Genomic DNA, 20681 nt, shown 5'->3' with positions numbered 1-20681 from the left:
GACAGTTGAAAACAGAAAGGGCTTCCTGCGAAGTCCTTTCTTTATTTTACAGCCAATTCTGCTGCTAAATTCCTTTTTTTTATTACCTTAGGGGTTGTTCCGTTACCTTATCAGAAAAAAGTGAATGAGACCCGCACCCCTGTTTATTGCGTTGCTTTGCCTGTCTCTCCTGGGATGCGGGAAAGAGGAAAAGAAAACAATAGCCGAGGCCCCTCCCCTGACCGATTCGCTTCAGGCCGGGTACAATACCCTTTATTTTACGATCTTCTACCCTACTTCTGACCTGGAAGACTGGCTGAACAGGAAGTTTGCGAAGGTGATTGTTGATAAGGATATCCCCCGTGAAACGGGCAAAGACAGTGTGCGCCTGGTGGTGACCAAAGCCCGGCGGATCCGCCTGCTAACCACCGGTGACTCGGTGGATGTCACCTTTCCCCTCCAGGTGGAGATCATTGCCGACAAGGAGAAAAAATCAGGCCGCATCAGCCACCGCCGGGTGACCGGTGAGCTGGATCTCTACCTGAATATCAAGCCCGATGTCAACCGCAACTGGGATATCATTTCCAAATCGGTATTGAAAAATTACGAGTGGATAAAGAAACCGCAACTGGTCATTGGCAATGCCGAGATCGGTATCCAGTTTATTGCCGATCATATCCTGAAAAAAGAGATGAATGCGCTTACCGATGCCCTCGACAAGGCGCTGGAAGAAAAAGTTAACCTGGAAAAGGGATTGAACCGTACCTGGACCAACCTGCAGAAGCCCATGCCCATTCTTAAAAACGACACCTCGCTGCTGTATTTTAAGATCGATCCCCAGACCGTGGCCGGTGACATAAAGGTTACCCGCAAAGGCTTTCTTTTCCGGATGGGCGTAAAAACACGCGCCCTGGTGCATATTGACTCGCTCAGTCTTACGAAGATCCGGCCCCTGCCGCCGTTCAATGCATTGAAAGGTGCCCTTCCCGACTCCAACCGCCTGGAGGTTCTGGCCACCGTACCGCTTTCGTATATTAACGGTGAGCTGGCCACCCTGCTCCAGCAATACAAATACGAGAACAAGGTTATGCAGCTGACCGTAAAAGACATCTGCATGCGGGGTGCGGCTGAAAAGATTGTGCTGGAGCTGGCCGTAGAAGGCACGGCCGAAGGAACCATTACGATTGTCGGCCAGCCTGTTTACCTGGCTGACCTCCGGGTATTATCTATCCGTGAGCTGGATTACGACCTGCACACCGATCACCTCCTGGTGAACCTGCTGGATAAAAACCTGAAAGATAACCTGCTGGAATATATGCGTCAAAAGGTGGTGCTGGATGTAGGAAAATATGTAAACCAGCTGCCCGATTACCTGAACAATACGATCAACCAGGGGCGCTCAGGCGAGAAATTCCACCTGAATTTTGAAGAGATACAGGTGGAAAATATTGATTACCTGGTAAACGAAGATAACCTGCAGATCCTGCTGAACTGCCGCCCTAAATTCAATATTTCCCTGAAAAGGCTGCCGGTGCGGAAACAGCTCAAAATCAGGTGAACGCAGATGGCACAGACCGTATCAACGGCACGGCGCCCCCGAAAGGCGGTACAGGCTATCGCTATGCCTGCCGGTTCAATCTGCCTCATCTGCGTTCGTGTGCTCAGAGCAATACAGCTTCCAGCTCAATCGGGAAGCTGAATGCCACGCTGATGGGGCAGGTATCTTTGGCCTTCCGGGCAATTTCCTGGAAATCTCCGTCGCCGATACCGGGCACCTTTGCCTTCAGCGACAAGCGCGACAGCACCACTTTGCCGTCTTCCAGCGTAACGGTTGATTCGGTCTCCAGGCTTTCGGGCTTAAACCCGGCTTCGGTGAGGTCCAGCGATAATTTCATGCTGAAGCACCCTGCATGCGCTGCGGCAAGCAATTCTTCGGGGTTGGTTCCCACACCATCCGCAAAGCGGCTGTTGAAGGAGTATTGTGTCTTGTCTAATACGGTGCTGGCAGTGGTGATATGGCCGTTCCCCTCTTTGATGGTACCGTTCCAGACGGCAGTTGCTTTTCTTTTCATGGTTGAAAAATTTAATAAGAACAAAAATAAGAAATTCCGGTTATACCCCACGGCGTTTTTACCAATTAAGTGGGCCGGTATGTTCTCATTAACCGGTTGCCGGGGCTTCTTATTGCCCTCAGCGACAGGGAAGATTTTCATTTTTAAGATTTAATTGAAATGAGGTTGTTTTTTTAGAAAAAACTTCGGATATTTGCAGCCCGAAATGGATTGAAAAGAACTTAATTAATAGTGTTATGTCTAAGGTATGCCAAGTGAGCGGTAAGAGAACAAGAACAGGAAATCATGTTTCTCACGCTAACAATAAAGTAAAGCGCAAGTTTTATCCTAACCTGAAAACCAAGAAATTCTTCCTGGAATCGGAAGGCGTATGGGTGGAACTCAAAGTAGCTACCAGTGTGATCCGTACCATTAACAAAAATGGTCTGGAAAAAACCATACTTAAAGCTGCCCGGAAAGGAACTTTATCTTTATAAGTTTTTTTGTTGTTTGTTTTTTGGGGTTGGGTATTCTGATGTACTCAACCTTTTTTGCTTTGAAGCAGCTTGCAGCTCAGCGCCTGGCCTGGCTGTCGATCACAATTGTTACGGGGCCGTCGTTCTCAATAGACACCTTCATATCGGCCCCGAAGATGCCGGTAGCCACCGGTTTTCCCAATCCTTCTGAAAGTACGGCAATCATTTGTTCATACAGCGGTATGGCTTTTTCAGGGCGTGCGGCTTCAATAAAAGAGGGCCTGTTTCCCTTTTTGGTATTGGCCAGCAGGGTAAACTGGGAAATCAGCAGGATATCGCCGTTGATGTCGTGCAGGTCACGGTTCATTTTCCCTTCATCATCCGAAAAAATCCGCATGCCCAGCATTTTCCTGGCTATCCACTGAAGGTCTTCTTCCGTATCCGTTTCGGCTATTCCGAGTAAAACGGTAAAGCCCTGCCCTATCTTTCCCGTAACTTCCCCGTTTACAGTGACCGATGAGGCGGTCACCCGCTGAATGACTGCAATCATTTAAGATCCAAAAGATTATATGCAATTAAAAAGTATGTACCGATACCGATGAGGTCATTGGCCGTGGTAATAAAAGGGCCGGATGCAATGGCCGGGTTTACGCCCAGCTTATCCAGGATCAGCGGCGTAATGGTACCCATAAACGAGGCCAGAATAACCACCGAAATGAGCGAGAGGAATACCACCCAGAACAACCCCATTTCCCCCCGTACAAACACGTAAATCCCCGCCACGATTCCTACTACCAGGCCGTTGATCAGCGCCACTTTGGCTACCTTTGACAACCTCTGCCATACACCGATCTCCAGGGCTGATTTCTCGGCCAGCGACTGCACGATCAGCGAGCTGGTCTGGATGCCCACGTTTCCGCCGGTAGAACCCATCAGCGGGATAAACATAGACAGCGCCGTGATCTGGGAGAGCGTGGAGTCAAAAAAGCCGATCACCGTGGCGGCCATCAGGCTGCCGAATACACCTACCACCAGCCAGGGGATACGCGACTGTGCCAGCTTCCATACCGAGTCGTCTTCTTCCACCTCCCCGGTGATACCGGCCATTTTCTGGATGTCGTCTTCCGCCTTATCGGTAATAAAGTCAACCACGTCGTCAATCATGATCACCCCCAGTAAGCGGCCGAGTGCATTCACTACCGGGATGGCCTCCAGGTCATATTTCTGCATGATCTGCGCCACCTCATCGCCGCTCTTGGTGGTATCTACATAGACGATATCTTCTTCAAAAATATTTTCCACACGGGTATTTCTCCGGGCCAGCACCAGCTGCTTCAGCGAAACAATGCCCTTCAGGATCTGGTGCTCGTCTACCACGTATACGGCATATACCTTGTCTACGTTTTCGGCCTGGTCGCGGATCTCCTCAATGCATTCGCTCACGGTTTGTCCGAGCTGTACTTTTACCAGCTCTTTCTGCATCAGACCGCCCGCCACATCTTCGGGATAATGCATGAGGTCAATGATAAACCGGGCCTGCTCCCGGTCTTCAAGCAGGGCAATGATTTTTTCCCGGAAACCGATAGACAGCTGGTTGAGCAAATCCACGGCATCATCCGAGTCGAAGAGGTTTACGTACGTGGCTATTTCCTCTACCGTAAACTGCTCTTTGATGAACTTTTTGAGGTCTTCTTTTTCAATGTTGGAAAGCACCTCCGCCCCTTTTTCGGTATCGAGCAGCTGCAGCAGATAATGGGCCTGCTCCCCGTTTACCTCGTATAAAATGGCGGCTATATCTGCAGGAAAATGTTCCTCCAGCTCCTGGGTCAGGAAGTCAACATTCCTGGTCTCAATAGCTTCTTCTATAGCTACCAGGTAGTCTTTGGTTAATTCGAAAGCTGCCATCTTAACGGGTTTTCCGCAAAGTTATGATAAATAAGGTATATAAGCTCATTTAAGTTCGGTAAAACCATATGAGGCATATAAGATTGTTTAAACCATATGAGTCACGTAAGTCATATAAGATTAGCTTTAGATTTGCGTGACTTATATAAGGTATACAAGCCATATAAGATAACTTTTATGACTTATATGCCTCATATGGTTTTAACAATCTTACGTGAGCTTACAAAACTTACATGCCCTTAGAAAAGGAATAAGGGAAATCCTTCTCCGCCGTACCCCTGCTTTTATTCGGTGTGCTGCTCATTTCATAAAGCACTGTTCCGCCGTTCTGCAGCTGCTTGTGTGTAAAGTAGTTCCGGGTATGGTTAACGCCGTTCAGCTTTACAGACCTCACATACGGCTTATTTCCGGCATTGGCAGGCGCTGATAGCCGCAGCTTTTTGCCGTTTTCAAAGCTCAGGGTCACCTCTTTGAACAGTGGCGAGCCCAGCACGTATTCGTCGGTTCCCGGGCAAACCGGGTAGAAGCCCATGGCCGAGAAGACATACCAGGCGGAAGTTTGTCCGTTATCTTCATCCCCGCAATACCCGTCGGGGTAAGGAGTGTACAGCTTATCCATCACCTCGCGCAGCCGGTACTGGGCCTTCCAAGGTTCTCCCGAATAGTTATACAGGTAAATCATATGCTGCACCGGCTGGTTGCCGTGAGCATAATTCCCCATGTTCATGATCTGCATTTCCCTGATCTCATGAATTACATAACCGTAGTAGCTGTCGTCAAAAAGCGGGGGCACGGTAAACACCGAATCCAGCATGTGGTTAAAGTTTTTCTTTCCGCCCATCAGGTCAATCAGGCCCTGCGGGTCATGAAACACCGACCAGGTGTAGTGCCAGCTGTTGCCTTCGGTAAAGGCATCGCCCCATTTCAGCGGGTTAAAGGGAGCCTGGAATTGCCCGTTTTTGTTTTTGCCCCGCATCAGGCCTGTTTCCCTGTCGTACAAATTTTTATAGTTGAATGCTCTTTGGGCGTAAATCCCGATCTCTGATTCAGGTTTTCCCAGCGCTTTTCCCAATTGGTAGATCGACCAGTCGTTAAAGGCGTACTCCAGGGTACGGGCGGCGTTTTCATTGATCTTCACATCATACGGCACATACCCCAGCTCATTGTAATACGCTACGCCCTTGCGGCCCGTAGAGCTGATTTTCGGATGTTCGTTGGCGGCACCGTGCACCACGGCCTCCCAAAGCGTTTCAATATCATAGCCCCTGAGCCCCTTCAGGTAGGCATCTGCTACCACAGAAGCTGAATTGTTCCCCACCATGCAGTCCCGGTGCCCCGGGCTGGCCCATTCGGGCAGGAAACCGCTCTCTTTGTAGGCATTGATCAGTCCTTCCTGCATTTTTACACTCATCGACGGGTACATCAGGTTCAGGAAAGGAAAGAGCGAACGGAACGTATCCCAGAAGCCGGTGTCTGTAAACATATACCCCGGCAGCACCTGCCCGTTATACGGGCTGTAATGCACGGCCTGGCCCTGCGCGTTGATCTCGTAAAAGCTTCTCGGGAACAGCAGCGAGCGGTACAGGCAGGAGTAAAAGGTACGTAGCTTTTCGGTGTTTTCGTCTTTCACCTGTATTCTCCCCAGCACCTCGTTCCAGCGTGCTTTTCCTTTGGCGGTGACCTGGTCAAACGAATCTTTCCCCAGCTCTTTCAGGTTCTGTTCTGCCTGTTCAAAGCTGATGAAAGACGAAGCCACCCGGGCGTGCACCTGCTCGCCTTTCCGGGTAGAAAAGCCGATCACCGCATACGCGTGCCCGGCCTGCACCTCGTTCCGGCTTTCGGTCAGCACGCTGTCAGCAACCGTGGCTTTGTAGGTAAAAGGCTTATCGAAGGTGATCACAAAATAGTTTTTGAAATTCTGAGGCACCCCGCCGCTGTTTTTGGTGGTATAACCGATGATCTTGTTTTCTTCCGGGATGATCTTTACGTACGATCCTTTATCAAAAGCATCGGCCACCACGTAAGAATTCTTGTTTTCGGGAAAGGTAAAGCGGAACATAACGGCCCGTTCTGTAGGGGCCATCTCCGTTACCACATCGTGATCAGCCAGGTAAACCGAGTAGTAATACGGATGCGCTTTTTCTGCCTTGTGCGAAAACCAGCTGGCGCGCTTGTCCTGGTCGTATTCCGGCTTACCTACCACGGGCATGATGCTGAACTGGCCGTAGTCGTTGATCCACGGGCTGGGCTGATGGGTCTGCTTAAAGCCGCGGATCTTGTCGGCGTCATAGGTGTAGGTCCAGCCGTCACCCATTTTTCCGGTCTGGGGTGTCCAGAAATTCATGCCCCAGGGCAATGCGATGGCCGGGTAGGTGTTGCCGGTAGACAGGGAATGCTTGGACTGGGTACCTACCAGCGGGCTGACGTATTGCACCGGGTCTTGTGCCAGGGCCGGTACAGCCAGCAATAAAAACAGTATGCTTTTTTTCATATGTATAACGTTCCGGATGCCGGTGCGAAGCACTCTGCACCCTTGCCCGGTTTCATGGTTTTAAAATTCCTCTTGATTTCAGCCAGTCTTCCATGCGCTCCGGCCACGACTGCACCGGGCCCAGGTTATGGTCTTTCAGGGCATAGCCGTGGCCTCCCTTTTCATAAATATGCATTTCCACAGGCACTTTGTTTTTGCGGCAGGCCAGGAAATAGGCAATGGAGTTTTCGGGCGATACCCAGTCGTCAGCAGTAGACACCAGGAACGCCGGCGGGGTATCGGCTTTTACTTGCTTTTCAGGTGAAAAACGGATCTCGTCTTCTTTTGACGGATTTTTCCCGATAAGGTTGTCTTTTGAGCCGGCATGAGTGATGGCTGCATCAAAAGAAATGACAGGATAGATCAGCAAAGAAAAATCAGGGCGCACGGAGACAGTGGGGTCGGTTATTTCTCCTACCTGGGTATCAAAAAGCGTGGAGGCCGTAGCCGCGAGGTGGCCGCCGGCTGAAAAGCCCATAATACCGATCTTGTCGCCGGCCAGGCCGTATTGCCCTGCATGCTTACGTACATACCGGATGGCCGCCTGGGCATCCTGGAGCGGCCGGATGCTCACGTTATCAAAATTTTCTCTTTCAGGCAAGCGGTATTTCAGCACTACGGCCGTCATGCCGCGGGCATTGAACCATTCGGCCAGCTCGGTACCTTCATGGTCATACGCCAGGATGGAGTATCCCCCGCCCGGACAGATCACCACGGCCGCATCAGTGGTCTTCTTTCCGGGCCGGTAAATGGTAATGGTGGGCCGGGTAACCCCGGAGATCCGGGTAATGCCGTCGGTTTTCGGGGCCTGCTCGGTTACGCCGGCAGCTTTCAGACCGGGAGTGCCGTCAGGATACAAAGGAATGACCTCCTGGGCTATAGTGTTTCCATAAAGCATACAACTCATAATAGCAAGAACGGCTTTTCTCATAAGGCTTTAACTGAATAGACCGCAATATAGCTTCGGGCTGCTTATGATACCTAGTAAAATTTCCGGTTTCCTGCCAAAACGGGCAATAAATTATACCGGGAATTACTTTTCAGAAGATAATCTGCATCACTCTTCAGATTATGTATAATTTTACCGGTCAAATAACCCTTTTAAAATGTACCACCGGTTTCTCCTTGTTATTCTGTTCTTCCTCCCGTTTATAACAACAGGCTATGCACAGAAACCCAACGAACACTATAAATATTTCATAAAAAGGGCTGTTTCGCCCGTTAAAGTTGACGCCATTGATGATGAAGAAACCTGGGCCCTGGCCCAAACGGCTGAAAACTTCTTCATGATCACACCTGTAGATACCGGCTATGCCCGCGCGGTTACCCGGGTAAAAATGGCGTATGACGACAATAACCTGTACATCCTGGCGGTCAATTACAAGGAAATACCGGGTTCTTTCATCGTAGAATCGATGAAACGGGATTTTGTTTTCGGGAAAAACGACAATTTCCTGATGACCATAGACCCTTTTGACGACAGGACGAACGGTTATGTATTCGGGGCAAATGCCGCCGGCGCACCCTGGGATGCCCAACAGGCAGACGGCGGTACAGCCGACACCGGGTGGGAAAACCGCTGGGTAAGCGCCGTAAAAAATTACGAGGACAAGTGGGTATGGGAGGCGGCCATCCCGTTTAAAAGCATACGCTACAAAACCGGGGCATCGCCCTGGGGGCTGAATTTCAGCCGGCTGGATGTGAGCATCTCGGAAAAATCATCCTGGGCACCCGTACCGCGCCAGATGCCCTCGGTTTCTCTTGCCTATACCGGGATGCTGGTATGGGATGCCGACCGGCCTTCACCCGGCACCAATATTTCTGTTATTCCCTATACGGCCATGAAAGTGATCAAAGATTACCAGGCTCCCGGGGGTACGCGGAACAAGCTGTCGGTAGGCGGAGACATCAAGATCGGCCTGACGCCCTCCCTGAATCTCGACCTTACCGTAAACCCCGATTTCTCACAGGTGGATGTAGACGTGCAGCAGACCAACATTGACCGGTTCGAGCTTTTTTTCCCGGAGCGCCGGCAATTCTTCCTCGAAAATGCAGACCTCTTTGCCAATTTCGGCTATGCCACGTTAAGGCCGTTTTTTTCGAGGCGTATCGGGCTTGACGCACCTATCCAGTTCGGCGGGAAAATAAGCGGTAAAATTAACCGGAACTGGCGGGTAGGCGTCTTAAATGTCCAGACCGGTGCTTCTGACAGCCTGCTGCCCAATTACAATTATTCGGTGATCGCCCTGCAACGGAGGCTCTTCAGCCGGTCGAACATCCGGCTGATCCTGGTCAACAAAGACGCCACCCACTACGTGGCTGAACAGCACCATGCCGCCAGCCGGTTTAACCGCAATGCGGGGCTGGAATTTAACCTGGCCAGTAAAAACAACCTGTGGACGGGCAAAATGATGTTCCTGAAATCGTTTGCCCCCAACACTTCGTCGGATGATATCAGCTATGCCGCCGATTTAAAATTCAACAAAACCCGTATGGTCTGGCAATGGCAGCACGAATACGTAGGGAAAAATTACCTGGCAGAGGTAGGATATGTGCCGAATGCGGTTCGTAACGGGTACTATAAAATAAGTCCCAACATAAGTTACCTGTTCTTTGTGAAATCGCCGAAGCTCATAAGCCACGGCCCGAAGCTGCTGACCAATATCTACTGGAACAAAGCGTTTGAGAATACCGACCAGGAATATATTCTTTCCTACAACGTCAACTTCCGTAACCTGGCTACCGCATCGCTCTGGGCCTCTTCCAATTATGTCAGGCTCACCCGGCCGTTTGACCCCACTAATCTTGCGATAGCCTTTCTGCCTGCCGGAAGCGAGCACCGGTGGCACACCACCGGCCTTGACCTGGTGTCCTCGCCTCAGAACCTGTTTATCTACTCCCTCTCCACCTCTGTGGGCAGTTATTACCAGAACGGGCAGCGCGACAATGTAAAAACGGAAATAGGCTACCGGTTCCAGCCCCGTGTTCTGTCATCTATCGCTACCAATTACAACCATATCCGGCTTCCGGATCCCTGGAATAACACGCATTTATGGCTGGTGGGCCCAAGAGTAGACGTGACCTTCACCAATTCTCTTTATTTTTCGGCGCTGGCACAATACAACAACCAAGCAAAAAACATCAACCTCAATACCCGCGTACAGTGGCGTTATAAGCCGGCGTCTGATTTGTTTATTGTTTATACCGACAATTACCTGCCTGAAAATTTCAAGGTAAAGAACAGGGCCATTGTGCTGAAGCTGACGTATTGGTGGAACCTGTAAACCATTTCCGGCTTATATCATTTCTTGCCCACTTATCTGAAGATTTTATCCCACCTGATGACAAACCGGGAAGAGTTCTGTAAATTTCGTACCGTTAAAGATCAGCCCCCTTATGAAGAGTATATCCTTTTTTCTCTGCCTGGTAACGTTTTCTGCCTTTGCCCAGGGTACCAAAGCCGACTACGACCGGGCCAATTATATCAAAGAAAGTACCCGGTATAAAGTGTATGATGAGCCCGGTAATGTTACCTGGATAGACAAAACCCATACGTTCTGGTACCAGGTGCAGACGCCCAAAGGACCGGTCTATTATCTTGTAAATGCCGAAACCCGGCAAAAGCAGAAAGCCTTTGACAGCGAAAAGCTGGCCGGGTTGCTCGACCGTGAAACCGGGCAGAAAAGCAACCTGAACAGCCTGAGCAACCCTAAAATGGAGGAGGGCCGGTTCAGCTTCACCGCTTACGGCAAAAACTGGGAGTATGATCTGAAATCAGGAGAGCTCCGGTCGCCCGGCGACGTTACCCCGCCCCGCCCCTGGGGATACTGGGGCAGCCAGCGCGACGAAAGCGAGGGAAATCCTGTCACTTCTCCCGATAAAAAATGGAAAGCCTATATCAAAAACTCCAATGTTTACGTAAGCCGGGCAGACGACCCCAAAAGCGAGCGGCAGCTCAGTTTTGACGGCTCGCCGGGCGAATTTTATTCGGCCTGGATCTACTGGTCACCCGACTCAAAACATTTTGTATCGAACCGGGTGCGGCCCGGGCAAAAGCGGAGCCTGACCCTTATCGAGTCATCGCCGGCCGACCAGCTGCAGCCCAAGCTGCACACCCGCGACTACCTGAAGCCGGGCGACGCCCTCAGCCAGAGGTACCCCGTGGTTTTTGATGCGGAAAAAGGCACTGCCAGCGCCGTAGACGCCAGCCTGATCCCGAACCAATACAGCCTATCAGCCCCCGTATGGCATAAAAACGGCGGCAGCTTTGTGATTGAATATAACCGCCGGGGCCACCAGGTATATAACGTACTGAAAGTAGATGCCGCAACGGGAGAAGCCCTGGAAGTGATCAAAGAAAGCAGCAAAACCTTTATTCATTACAGCGGGAAACGTTTCCGGCATTACGCCGAAGGCACGGAAGAAATGATCTGGATGTCGGAACGCGACGGCTGGAATCACCTCTATCTCTATGACGCCCGAACCGGCAACGTGAAAAACCAGATCACCAGGGGCACCTGGGTGGTAAGAAGGGTGGTGCATGTAGACGAACCCAACCGCAGGATCATTTTTGAAGGCAGCGGCAGGGAAACCGGCCAGGATCCCTACTTCATCCAGCTTTACAGCGTGAACTTTGACGGAACCGGCCTTACCCGCCTGACCGGTGAAAACGGCAATCACCAGGCGGTATTCTCACACGACTATGCGTATTTCGTAGACACCTGGTCGCGGATAGACCAGGCTGCCGAAACGGTTTTACGGGCCACCCGCGACGGCTCCACCCTCATGAAGCTGGAAAAAGCCGATATCAGAGACCTTCTCAAAACCGGCTGGGTAATGCCGGAGGTATTTGTAAGCACAGGACGCGACGACAGCACCGATATCTGGGGAATGATCATCCGGCCTTCCAACTTTGATCCGAAGAAAAAGTACCCGGTAATTGAATACATCTATGCCGGCCCGCACGATTCTTTTGTACCAAAAAGCTTTGCCACCGACTCGCGCGGCGATCTCCACCAGCTGGCCGAGCTGGGCTTTATTGTGGTGCAGATAGACGGCATGGGTACCTCTAACCGCTCCAAGGCCTTCCACGATGTATGCTGGCAGAACCTGAAAGACAGCGGCTTCCCTGACCGGATCAAATGGATCAAAGCCGCCGCTACCCGCTACCCCTATATGGATATCAGCCGGGTAGGCATTTTCGGAAATTCGGCCGGCGGACAAAGCTCGGCCGGGGCGCTGCTGCATCATCCTGAGTTTTACAAGGTGGCCGTTTCTTCTTCGGGCTGCCACGATAACCGCATGGACAAGATCTGGTGGAATGAGCAGTGGATGGGCTATCCCATCGGCAGGCAATACGAAGAATCGTCGAACGTGACCCATGCGCACAAGCTGCAGGGCAAGCTGCTGCTGATCCTGGGTGAAATGGACGACAACGTAGATCCTTCGTCTACCTTCCAGCTGATCAATGCCATCATCAAAGCCAATAAGTACGTGGATTTCCTGTTTGTACCGGGTATGGGGCATTCGCTGGGAGGCGATTACGGTGAGCACCGGAGAAGAGACTTCTTTGTGAAGCACCTGATAGGCGTGGATCCGCCTGAATGGGAGGGACACATCCATACGAGCGGAAGGTAAATATTCGCAAGGAACACACAACATCCTCCGGATTTGCGTGTTCTGCTATATACCAGTATTTGATAAAAATAGTCTCATAACTATTTGTTAAAAGTAATAAATTTATTACTTTTACATATCATTGTTACACACAATGAAGTACAGTGAACTATTCCGCATGTTAAAAAGAGACGGCTGGCAGGAAGTCCGGCAAAAGGGGAGCCACGTAATTATGCAGCATCCTTTAAAACCCGGGCAATTGATTGTGCCGAATCATTCTTCCAGGGAAGTGAAAAAAGGATTATTGGCCGCTATACTAAAACAAGCTGATATTAAAACCAATAAACGATGAAAAAGCCAAAATTTAAAATAACAGTTATCAAAGAAGATTCCGGGTATAGTGCTACCGCCCTGTCTGGAAATGATTTTATTGCTACCGAAGCAGAAACTTTTGAGGAACTCAGAGAAAATATCCTGGAGGCTGTTAATCTTGCATTTGCCGATAAAGACCTTGTTTTTAGCCCTGAAGAAATGCAATTTGAATATGACCTTGCCAGCTTCTTTGATTTTTACAGCGTCATAAATGCAAAGGCATTATCTGAACGTATAGGCATGAACCAAAGCCTTCTGGCCCAATATATCAAAGGTATAAAAAAACCCTCTGCTCTTCAAACCAAACGTATTTTACAAGGGGTGCAGCAAATAGGTAAAGAACTTGCAGAAGTGCGTTTCCTGTTATAAGCAGGCTTAATAGCGTTATTGCCTTCCGGCTGAACATATTTTCACCCGGTTTCTCTACAAGACACACTTTTACTTATTTATCAGGTAATTATTTTCCATTAAAATATTTTTTTCGGAAACCGGGTATTTCTCTACCTTTCCTGCCATCTTACTCAAATAGAGTGTCACAATTCTAAAGAGGACAATGGTGAAACGAACTGAACTGACAGATACACAGTGGTGGATCGAGATGAAACAGGGCGATGAGGCAGCTTTGGGCATCCTCATAAAAAAGCATTTTAATGCGCTGCTGAATTACGGCTACCGTTTTGTCAAAGATGAAGATTTTGTCAAAGACTGTGTGCAGGAAATCTTTATTGAGCTATGGCAAAGGCGGGAAAAAATAAGTACCCCCGACAGCGTAAAGGCTTACCTGCTGAGTAGCGTACGGAAGAAAGTACTGCGCGAAAACTACCGGCAGCAGGTCTTCCGGGAAGAGCCGGACTTTGGCGGGGTCAGCGACCGTACCGGCGCATTTGACCGTTCTGCAGAGTGGGTACTGATCGAAAACGAAACCGTTTCAGAGCTCAGGGAAAAGGTCAAAAGATCTATCAACCGCCTGTCGAAACGGCAGCAGGAAGTGCTGTACCTCCAGTACTTCCAGAACCTCAGCAGGGAGGAGATCTCCGAAATAATGAATATCAATCTCCAGTCGGTCTCCAACCTGATCCAAACGGCATTCAGCAGCTTCAGAAACCACTGGACAGCCCTGGCTTTACTGGCCGCATTCTATCATAAAATCATACAAACCGTATGTGCTACGGACTTCTTTAAAATATAACAATGATGAATTACAAAGAATATCATTTTCACGATCTGGCCAGAGATCCTTACTTCAGAAGATGGGTTCTGGAGAGAGACAGCGACGCAGAACGGTTCTGGGCCCGTTGGGTCATGGAAAACCCGGGAGAAGAAAAGAAAATACAGGCGGCAAAAACCTTCCTGCTGGCACTCCGGGAAAAAGACACCGATCTGAGCGATGCCCAGCTGGACAGGATTACGCAAAATGTGATTGCACAAGACAGGCCACCGGCCCGGAAAATTCCGCTTATCCGGGTAGCGGCTTCGGTTGCCCTGCTCCTCCTGGCCGGACTGGGGTATTACATCTATTCGTTGAAAACCGGAACGGCACAAGGCGTTGCCGGAATCAACGACGTGATCCTCGACGATTTCAGGGAAGTATCCAATACAACGGGAGCCCTCAAAAAAGTAACCCTTGCTGATGGCAGCATCGTTACCCTTTATCCCAAAAGCCGGGTCAAATTCTCAAAAGATTTCAACCGCAGCGAACGTACCGTGTACCTCACCGGCCAGGCATTTTTTGAGGTGGTCAAAAATGCCCAGAAGCCGTTCTGGGTGTATACGGAAGACATTTCTACCCAGGTGGTGGGTACCAGCTTTATGGTGAAAGCCTTTGAGGGTGCCCGGGAGATCAACGTGGAAGTGAAAAAAGGGAAAGTGCTGGTTTATACGCGGAAAGACCTGAAAACCGCCCAGAAAGGACAAAAGAATACCCTGCCGGGAATGATGATCAGCAGCAACCAGAAAGTTTCTTTCAGCAAGAACGAAGAAAAGCTGGTCAAGTCGATCATCGAAGAGCCGGAAAAGATAGAAAAAATAGATGAAAGCCTGTTCCGCCTCGAAGAAGTGCCCGTGTCAGTAGTATTTGCAAGAATAGAAAAGGCCTACGGCATACCCATCAATTACGACGCCCAGAGCATGGCCGAATGCTATGTAACGGCCAACCTGGAAGGTGACGCCCTTTTCAGGAAGCTTGATCTTATCTGCAAGATCACGCGTTCTTCGTATGAAATTGCTGACGGGCAGATCATTGTATACAGCAAGGGTTGCTTTTAAGGCTGTACGTTACCCCGTTTTAGGATTTTTTTGAAATTTTTTTGTAAAAATCCGGTATTTTGCATCGCAGTTTGCCATCTGGTAATAAAACCTTAAACAATTACCTTATGGCAAGAATTTACCAGATTTACTACTTTTTTCTTCCGCTTATGAAAATTAGCATACCCCAGGTAATGTTAATGATCCTGTGTATGGGAGTGGCGTATGCCAACAAAGCAGAAGGACAGAATGTGCTTGAGCGGAAAATCAGCTTGTCAGTCAACAATGAAGAACTGAAAACAGCGCTTATCCGGATCGAGAATGCGTCAAACGTCAGGTTCGTGTACAACCACCGGGAAATAAAAACAGACCGGAAAATCTCATTGAATGTAAAAGACGAGCAGCTGAAAGAAGTGCTTACCAGCCTGCTTGAGCCGCTGAAGATCCGGTTTGAGGTCAATGGAGATCATATTGTGCTGCAGAACCAGGCATTGGGACTGCTCAAAAGCAATATGCAGCTGAGAACATTCGACCGGCCGGTAAAAGGCAGGGTGCTTGATGAAAAAAACGAACCGGTTATTGGGGCTACCGTAGTACTGAAAGGTACTACGCGGGCCACCATGACCGACGTGGAAGGGAATTTCATCCTGCATGTGGAAGATGAGAAATCGGTACTGGTAATCAGTTTTATAGGTTATAATACCAAAGAAGTAACAGTAGGATCGCAAACCGAATTATCGGTTATTCTTTCGGCAGAAACCCAGGCCCTGGACGAGGTGGTGGTGGTAGGGTACGGTACCCAGAAAAAAGTAAACCTCACCGGTGCCGTAAGCACCATTTCGGGAGAGGCGTTTGAAAACCGCCCGGTCACCCAGCTTACCCAGGCGCTGCAGGGAAGCGTTCCAAACCTGAATATCACGTTCGGCTCCGGCCAGCCCGGTTCCAGCGGTACCTTAAATGTGCGGGGAAGCACCTCGATTAACGGAGGAGGCCCCCTGGTGCTCATTGACGGCGTGCTGGGTGAGCTGGACCGCATCAATGCCAATGACGTGGAGTCTGTTACCGTGTTGAAAGATGCCTCGGCCGCCGCAGTGTACGGCGCCAGGGGAGCTTTCGGGGTAATCCTGGTCACTACCAAAAGTGCGAAAAAAGACGGGGTATCCGATATTACCTATTCCAATAATTTCGGCTTCACTACCCACCCGGTCAGAACCGACTACATCACCTCCGGTTACTGGAATGCCAAAATCAACGATGACGCCATGCGCAACACCCTGGGATACGGTGCCACGCTGTACTCGGAAGAAGATTACGCTGAGCTCTGGGCGCGGGTAAACGACAAGACGGAAAACCCGGACCGTCCCTGGGTGGTTATCAAGAAAAATGCTGCCGGCCGTGATCTCTACCGGTATTACGGCAACTTTGACTGGTTCAATTACTTTTACAACAAATGGCGGCCCAAGCAGGACCATAACCTGTCTTTCTCGGGCAGAAGCGGTAAAACCACCTACGCCTTCTCAGGAGCTACCGCCAAAGAACAGGGGATCTTCAATATCAACCCGGATATGTTTACCCGGCATAACCTGAGAACCAAAGTAGAAAGCGAGCTGAAAAAATGGCTGACGGTGAGCAACAATATGCACTTTTACAAATCGTCTTACGACTGGTACGGCTTTGCCTCCAATTTCAGCCTCGACCCCCGGAATGCCGCCGGTGTGCGGGCCATCAACAATGCCCCCATCTACCATTACCACCCGATGTACGTGCCGCGCAACCCTGACGGCACCCTTACCGGCTACGGAGGCATCAGCAATTACCCCGTGGGCATCGGGCTCCACAATGCCCTGGAAAGCGGATCCATGAAAGGATACAAACGCGGCACCGAACTTACCAATACCACCCAGATGCTGTTCAGGCTGGCCAAAGGGTTCACCCTCACCGGGAATTACACGTTCAGGGAATTCCGTTCGGACGATTCCTACCGGCAAACCAAGCAGTACTATTCCAAATATCCGGGTGTGCTGGAGCTTTCCAGCCTTCCTGATCTCAGCATAGACCGCCTCTCGGAAAGCATGAGCAAATACCAGTGGAACCTCATCAATATTTTCGGGAACTACGAAACGTCATTCGGCTATCATAACCTAAGCGGCATGCTGGGCTTCAACCAGGAGAACCAGACCTCCAAACGCGTGGGCGGCAACGGCCAGGAACTGCTCTCCGAAACCCTGAACGACCTCTCCCTGGTTACCGGCGAGCGGCAATTTGTGGGCGGCGCTGAAGAATGGGCCGTGAGAGGCGGCTTTTTCCGGGTCAATTATGACTATGCCGGGAAATACCTGATGGAAGTTTCCGGCCGGTACGACGGCACCTCCCGTTTCCCCAAAAACAGCCGGTTCGGGTTCTTCCCCTCGTTTTCAGCCGGCTGGCGGCTAAGCGAAGAAGAGTTCTTCCGGCCACTCAAGAGCACAGTAAATAACCTCAAGCTGCGCTACTCGTACGGGTCACTGGGCAACCAGGATGTAAGCACGTATGCCTACATATCGGCCATGAGCACCGGGCAGATCAATTACCTGTCTGACAACCAGCGGTTGAATGCAACCAATGACCCCGCTCCCATCGGTACCGATCTTACCTGGGAAAGCATCACGACCAGCAACTTCGGGCTCGACATTGGCCTTTTTAAAAACCGCCTGAACATTGAAACCGATTTTTATATCCGGGATACCCGCGGCATGCTGACCAAAGGCAGGACACTGGCAGCCGTGTTTGGTGCACCCGAACCCCGCGAAAATGCCGCCGACCTGCGCACCAAAGGCTTTGACCTTTCGGTGAACTGGCAGGACGAATTCCTGCTGGCCAAAAAACCCTTCTCCTGGGGTGTACGGGGGATACTGTCGGATTATACGGCCAGGATCACCCGGTTCGACAACCCGGCCGGTCTGCTGACCACCTATTACAAAGGACAAAAACTGGGAGAGATCTGGGGATACCGGTATGATGGCCTCTTCCGTACCAACGAAGACGCCCAGGCCTGGGCGGCGGTAGTTAACCAGGACTTTATCAATACCCGGCGCACAGGCGCCCCTACGGCGGAGCTCCGGAAGCTGCAGGCCGGCGACATCAAGATACTGGACCTCAACGGCGACGGAGTGATCAATAACGGGCTGAATACCCTGAGTGATCCCGGTGACCGCCGCATCATAGGCAATACCACGCCCCGGTATTCGTTCGGGCTCACCTTTAATGCCAGCTGGAACGGGTTTTACGCTTCCGTATTCTTCCAGGGGGTAGGCCACCGCGACTGGTATCCTGATGCCGAGGCCCAGTCTTTCTGGTCGGTGTACTCACGCCCGTACGACTCCTTTATCCCGGCTGATTTCCCGGATAAAATATGGTCGCCCGAAAACCCGGATGCCTATTTTCCCCTGCTGAGAGGGTATATCGCCCAATCTTCCGAGCTTCTCCAGGCCAATGATATGTATCTCCAGGACCTGGCCTATATAAAAGTCCGTAACCTCACGGTCGGGTATACCCTGCCTGAGCGCTGGACAAAACGCGTGAAAGTATCACGGGCACGTATTTTTGCCACGGGTGAAAACCTTCGTACGTGGACCAAGCTGAAGTCGGAGTACCTCGACCCTGAACAATTGATGATCGATAATTCAGGCCGGAGCTACCCCATCGGAAGAGTCTGGTCTTTTGGTACCCAAATCAGTTTTTAACCCTAACCGAAAATCAAAATGAAAATCAGGATTTTTTATATACTTCTCCCGGTTGTTTTCTTTGCTTCAGCCTGTAACGACGACTACCTCGAACGGTACCCTCTTTCGGAGCTGGCCCCGGCCACGTACTTCCGGACAGCCAACGAGCTTCGCAATTATACCAATGGTTTCTATACGCTGCTGCCTGACGAAGATGGCATCTACAATTACAGCCAGGGCACACTTGCTGCCGATGACGAAGCCCGTAACGGCCTGTCGGCCGAAATCCAGGGCAACCGCGTTACACCTTCCAGCGACGGCGGCTGGGTCTGGTCTGACTTAAGGAAAATCAACTTTTTCCTGGCGTATTCACACCAGTGTACCGATGAAGCGGCCCGCCTGCAATACGAAGGGGTGGCCCGGTTCTTCAGGGCTTATTTTTACTTTGACAAGGTGGTGCGCTTCGGCGATGTGCCCTGGTACGATACCGTGCTGGAAAACAACGACACCGAGGCCCTGAACAGGCCCCGTGACTCGCGCAAGGTAGTCTTTGCCCGGATGCTTGAAGACATTGACTTTGCCATCCAGAACCTGCCCAATCAAAAGCACGCCAACCTGGTTACCCGGTGGACCGCCCTGGCCTTTAAATCGCGGATGTGCCTTTTTGAAGGTACTTTCCGCAAATACCACGGCCTGGGCGACTGGCAGGAAGTGCTGCAGCAGGGCGTGGCGGCCTCAGAGCAGCTGATGAGCAGCGGTACATACACCATTTATACCGGTAATCCGCAAACCGCCTACCATGAGCTCTTCATTGCAGACAATGCCATCACCGGTGAGATGATCCTGGCCCGGCAATACAATGCTTCGGTACCCCTGCTGCACCGGGCAAATTATTACATGCTCACGGCCTCGTACGGCCGGCCCGGCCTGCAGAAATCGCTGGTGAACAGCTACCTGATGGCAGACGGCACCCGGTTTACCGATATTCCCGGCTACCAGACCATGTCGTTCTATGAAGAAACCCGGAACCGCGATCCCCGTATGGCACAGACCATCCGCACACCGGGCTACAAGCGGATCGGGAGCAATGTGGTTTCGGTTCCTGATTTCTCCACCTGTGTTACCGGGTACCAGTATGTCAAATATATCCTGTCACCTGCATTTGATGCGGGGCAGTCTATGAATGATCTCCCGATATTTCGTTATGCCGAAGTATTGCTTAACTTTGCTGAAGCCAAAGCAGAATTGGGCACACTTACCCAGGCCGACATTGATAAAAGCATTAAATTGCTCCGTGACCGCGTAGGCATGCCTAACCTCAGCCTGACAGCCGCCAATGCGAACCCTGACCCTTACCTGGCCGGTGAGTATCCTCATGTATCTGCCGGCACCCATACAGGGGTTATACTCGAGATCCGGAGAGAGCGCCGTATTGAGCTGGTGAAAGAAGGGCACCGGTACCGTGACCTGCTTCGCTGGAAAGAAGGTGCCCGGCTGGCCAAACCGTTCTACGGCATGTATTTTCCCGGTGTGGGCGAATACGACCTGGACCGGAACGGCACCATTGACCTGGTGATCTATGACGGGCAGGCCCCGGCAGCTGTACCGGGTGTGCAGTATCAGCGTTTGGGCGAGCTGGTGCTGGAAAACGGGCGGAACGGCGGGAGGATCGTCAACCTGCCCAATATTATCAAAACCTGGGATGAGAACAAAGACTATTTCTACCCTATTCCTACCCAGGAGCTCCAGCTGAATACCAACCTGAAGCAAAACCCGGGATGGCAAAGCGGAGGATGACGTGACCTGT

The 20681-nt window shown here is 50.9% G+C and carries 15 protein-coding genes; 10 read left to right on the top strand and 5 right to left on the bottom strand.

Features of this window, described 5'->3' with window-relative positions; translation table 11 throughout:
- Nucleotides 1-124 precede the first annotated feature (124 nt).
- The gene (locus AB2U10_RS13910) at nt 125-1537 is read left to right on the top strand and encodes a DUF4403 family protein (RefSeq protein ID WP_367915353.1); all 1413 of its coding nucleotides are present in this window, start codon (nt 125-127) and stop codon (nt 1535-1537) included.
- 103 nt (nt 1538-1640) lie between these two features.
- Here AB2U10_RS13910 and AB2U10_RS13905 read toward each other — a convergent pair whose 3' ends face one another.
- The gene (locus AB2U10_RS13905; protein ID WP_367915354.1) at nt 1641-2051 is read right to left on the bottom strand and encodes an OsmC family protein; all 411 of its coding nucleotides are present in this window, start codon (nt 2049-2051) and stop codon (nt 1641-1643) included.
- Between the two features lie 236 nt (nt 2052-2287).
- Here AB2U10_RS13905 and rpmB point away from each other — a divergent pair, with 236 nt between their 5' ends.
- On the top strand, nt 2288-2527 hold the full coding sequence (gene rpmB / locus AB2U10_RS13900) for a 50S ribosomal protein L28 (protein ID WP_367915355.1): 240 nt from the start codon (nt 2288-2290) through the stop codon (nt 2525-2527).
- A gap of 76 nt (nt 2528-2603) precedes the next feature.
- Here rpmB and dtd read toward each other — a convergent pair whose 3' ends face one another.
- The 4 genes from dtd to AB2U10_RS13880 form a co-directional block, all read right to left on the bottom strand.
- Nucleotides 2604-3056, bottom strand: a complete 453-nt coding sequence (gene dtd / locus AB2U10_RS13895; RefSeq protein ID WP_367915356.1) for a D-aminoacyl-tRNA deacylase — start codon at nt 3054-3056, stop codon at nt 2604-2606.
- Nucleotides 3053-4411 (bottom strand): magnesium transporter, encoded by a 1359-nt coding sequence (gene mgtE / locus AB2U10_RS13890; RefSeq protein WP_367915357.1) that lies wholly within the window; start codon nt 4409-4411, stop codon nt 3053-3055. The genes dtd and mgtE overlap by 4 nt, the downstream gene beginning before the upstream one ends.
- Before the next feature lie 229 nt (nt 4412-4640).
- On the bottom strand, nt 4641-6902 hold the full coding sequence (locus AB2U10_RS13885) for a GH92 family glycosyl hydrolase (RefSeq protein ID WP_367915358.1): 2262 nt from the start codon (nt 6900-6902) through the stop codon (nt 4641-4643).
- A 52-nt stretch (nt 6903-6954) separates the two neighbouring features.
- Nucleotides 6955-7872 (bottom strand): alpha/beta hydrolase, encoded by a 918-nt coding sequence (locus tag AB2U10_RS13880; protein WP_367915359.1) that lies wholly within the window; start codon nt 7870-7872, stop codon nt 6955-6957.
- A gap of 175 nt (nt 7873-8047) precedes the next feature.
- On the opposite strand from AB2U10_RS13880, the gene AB2U10_RS13875 reads away from it, so the two are divergent.
- The 8 genes from AB2U10_RS13875 to AB2U10_RS13840 all read left to right on the top strand — a co-directional run bounded on the left by AB2U10_RS13875 (nt 8048) and on the right by AB2U10_RS13840 (nt 20671).
- Nucleotides 8048-10225: a DUF5916 domain-containing protein gene (locus tag AB2U10_RS13875; RefSeq protein WP_367915360.1), complete on the top strand. Its 2178-nt coding sequence runs from the start codon at nt 8048-8050 to the stop codon at nt 10223-10225.
- A 112-nt stretch (nt 10226-10337) separates the two neighbouring features.
- Nucleotides 10338-12578 (top strand): S9 family peptidase, encoded by a 2241-nt coding sequence (locus tag AB2U10_RS13870; RefSeq protein WP_367915361.1) that lies wholly within the window; start codon nt 10338-10340, stop codon nt 12576-12578.
- Between the two features lie 133 nt (nt 12579-12711).
- On the top strand, nt 12712-12909 hold the full coding sequence (locus tag AB2U10_RS13865; protein ID WP_367915362.1) for a type II toxin-antitoxin system HicA family toxin: 198 nt from the start codon (nt 12712-12714) through the stop codon (nt 12907-12909).
- Nucleotides 12906-13298 carry a type II toxin-antitoxin system HicB family antitoxin gene (locus AB2U10_RS13860; RefSeq protein ID WP_367915363.1) on the top strand — a complete coding sequence of 131 codons (393 nt, stop codon included), beginning with the start codon at nt 12906-12908 and terminating at the stop codon, nt 13296-13298. Before AB2U10_RS13865 ends, AB2U10_RS13860 begins: the two co-directional genes overlap by 4 nt.
- A gap of 184 nt (nt 13299-13482) precedes the next feature.
- Nucleotides 13483-14118, top strand: coding sequence for an RNA polymerase sigma factor (locus AB2U10_RS13855; protein WP_367915364.1), 636 nt, complete (start codon nt 13483-13485; stop codon nt 14116-14118).
- Nucleotides 14119-14120: 2 nt separating this feature from the next.
- On the top strand, nt 14121-15194 hold the full coding sequence (locus AB2U10_RS13850; RefSeq protein ID WP_367915365.1) for a FecR family protein: 1074 nt from the start codon (nt 14121-14123) through the stop codon (nt 15192-15194).
- Nucleotides 15195-15301: 107 nt separating this feature from the next.
- Nucleotides 15302-18895: a TonB-dependent receptor gene (locus AB2U10_RS13845; protein ID WP_367915366.1), complete on the top strand. Its 3594-nt coding sequence runs from the start codon at nt 15302-15304 to the stop codon at nt 18893-18895.
- Between the two features lie 18 nt (nt 18896-18913).
- Nucleotides 18914-20671, top strand: coding sequence for a RagB/SusD family nutrient uptake outer membrane protein (locus AB2U10_RS13840; protein ID WP_367915367.1), 1758 nt, complete (start codon nt 18914-18916; stop codon nt 20669-20671).
- Nucleotides 20672-20681 lie beyond the last annotated feature (10 nt).

Origin of the sequence: Leadbetterella sp. DM7 (genome assembly GCF_040829825.2) — a bacterium.
Taxonomy (GTDB): domain Bacteria; phylum Bacteroidota; class Bacteroidia; order Cytophagales; family Spirosomataceae; genus Leadbetterella.
The sequence above is the reverse complement of the archived record's forward strand: the minus strand, read 5'-3'. Positions and strand labels throughout refer to the sequence as shown.

Excerpts from the sequence above, each read along its gene's own strand:
- dtd (WP_367915356.1), bottom strand. The coding sequence starts at position 3,056 with ATGATTGCAGTCATTCAGCGGGTGACCGCCTCATCGGTCACTGTAAAC.
- AB2U10_RS13850 (WP_367915365.1), top strand. The coding sequence starts at position 14,121 with ATGATGAATTACAAAGAATATCATTTTCACGATCTGGCCAGAGATCCT.
- AB2U10_RS13910 (WP_367915353.1), top strand. The coding sequence starts at position 125 with ATGAGACCCGCACCCCTGTTTATTGCGTTGCTTTGCCTGTCTCTCCTG.
- AB2U10_RS13855 (WP_367915364.1), top strand. The coding sequence starts at position 13,483 with ATGGTGAAACGAACTGAACTGACAGATACACAGTGGTGGATCGAGATG.
- rpmB (WP_367915355.1), top strand. The coding sequence starts at position 2,288 with ATGTCTAAGGTATGCCAAGTGAGCGGTAAGAGAACAAGAACAGGAAAT.
- AB2U10_RS13905 (WP_367915354.1), bottom strand. The coding sequence starts at position 2,051 with ATGAAAAGAAAAGCAACTGCCGTCTGGAACGGTACCATCAAAGAGGGG.
- mgtE (WP_367915357.1), bottom strand. The coding sequence starts at position 4,411 with ATGGCAGCTTTCGAATTAACCAAAGACTACCTGGTAGCTATAGAAGAA.
- AB2U10_RS13870 (WP_367915361.1), top strand. The coding sequence starts at position 10,338 with ATGAAGAGTATATCCTTTTTTCTCTGCCTGGTAACGTTTTCTGCCTTT.
- AB2U10_RS13845 (WP_367915366.1), top strand. The coding sequence starts at position 15,302 with ATGGCAAGAATTTACCAGATTTACTACTTTTTTCTTCCGCTTATGAAA.
- AB2U10_RS13840 (WP_367915367.1), top strand. The coding sequence starts at position 18,914 with ATGAAAATCAGGATTTTTTATATACTTCTCCCGGTTGTTTTCTTTGCT.
- AB2U10_RS13880 (WP_367915359.1), bottom strand. The coding sequence starts at position 7,872 with ATGAGAAAAGCCGTTCTTGCTATTATGAGTTGTATGCTTTATGGAAAC.
- AB2U10_RS13885 (WP_367915358.1), bottom strand. The coding sequence starts at position 6,902 with ATGAAAAAAAGCATACTGTTTTTATTGCTGGCTGTACCGGCCCTGGCA.
- AB2U10_RS13865 (WP_367915362.1), top strand. The coding sequence starts at position 12,712 with ATGAAGTACAGTGAACTATTCCGCATGTTAAAAAGAGACGGCTGGCAG.
- AB2U10_RS13875 (WP_367915360.1), top strand. The coding sequence starts at position 8,048 with ATGTACCACCGGTTTCTCCTTGTTATTCTGTTCTTCCTCCCGTTTATA.
- AB2U10_RS13860 (WP_367915363.1), top strand. The coding sequence starts at position 12,906 with ATGAAAAAGCCAAAATTTAAAATAACAGTTATCAAAGAAGATTCCGGG.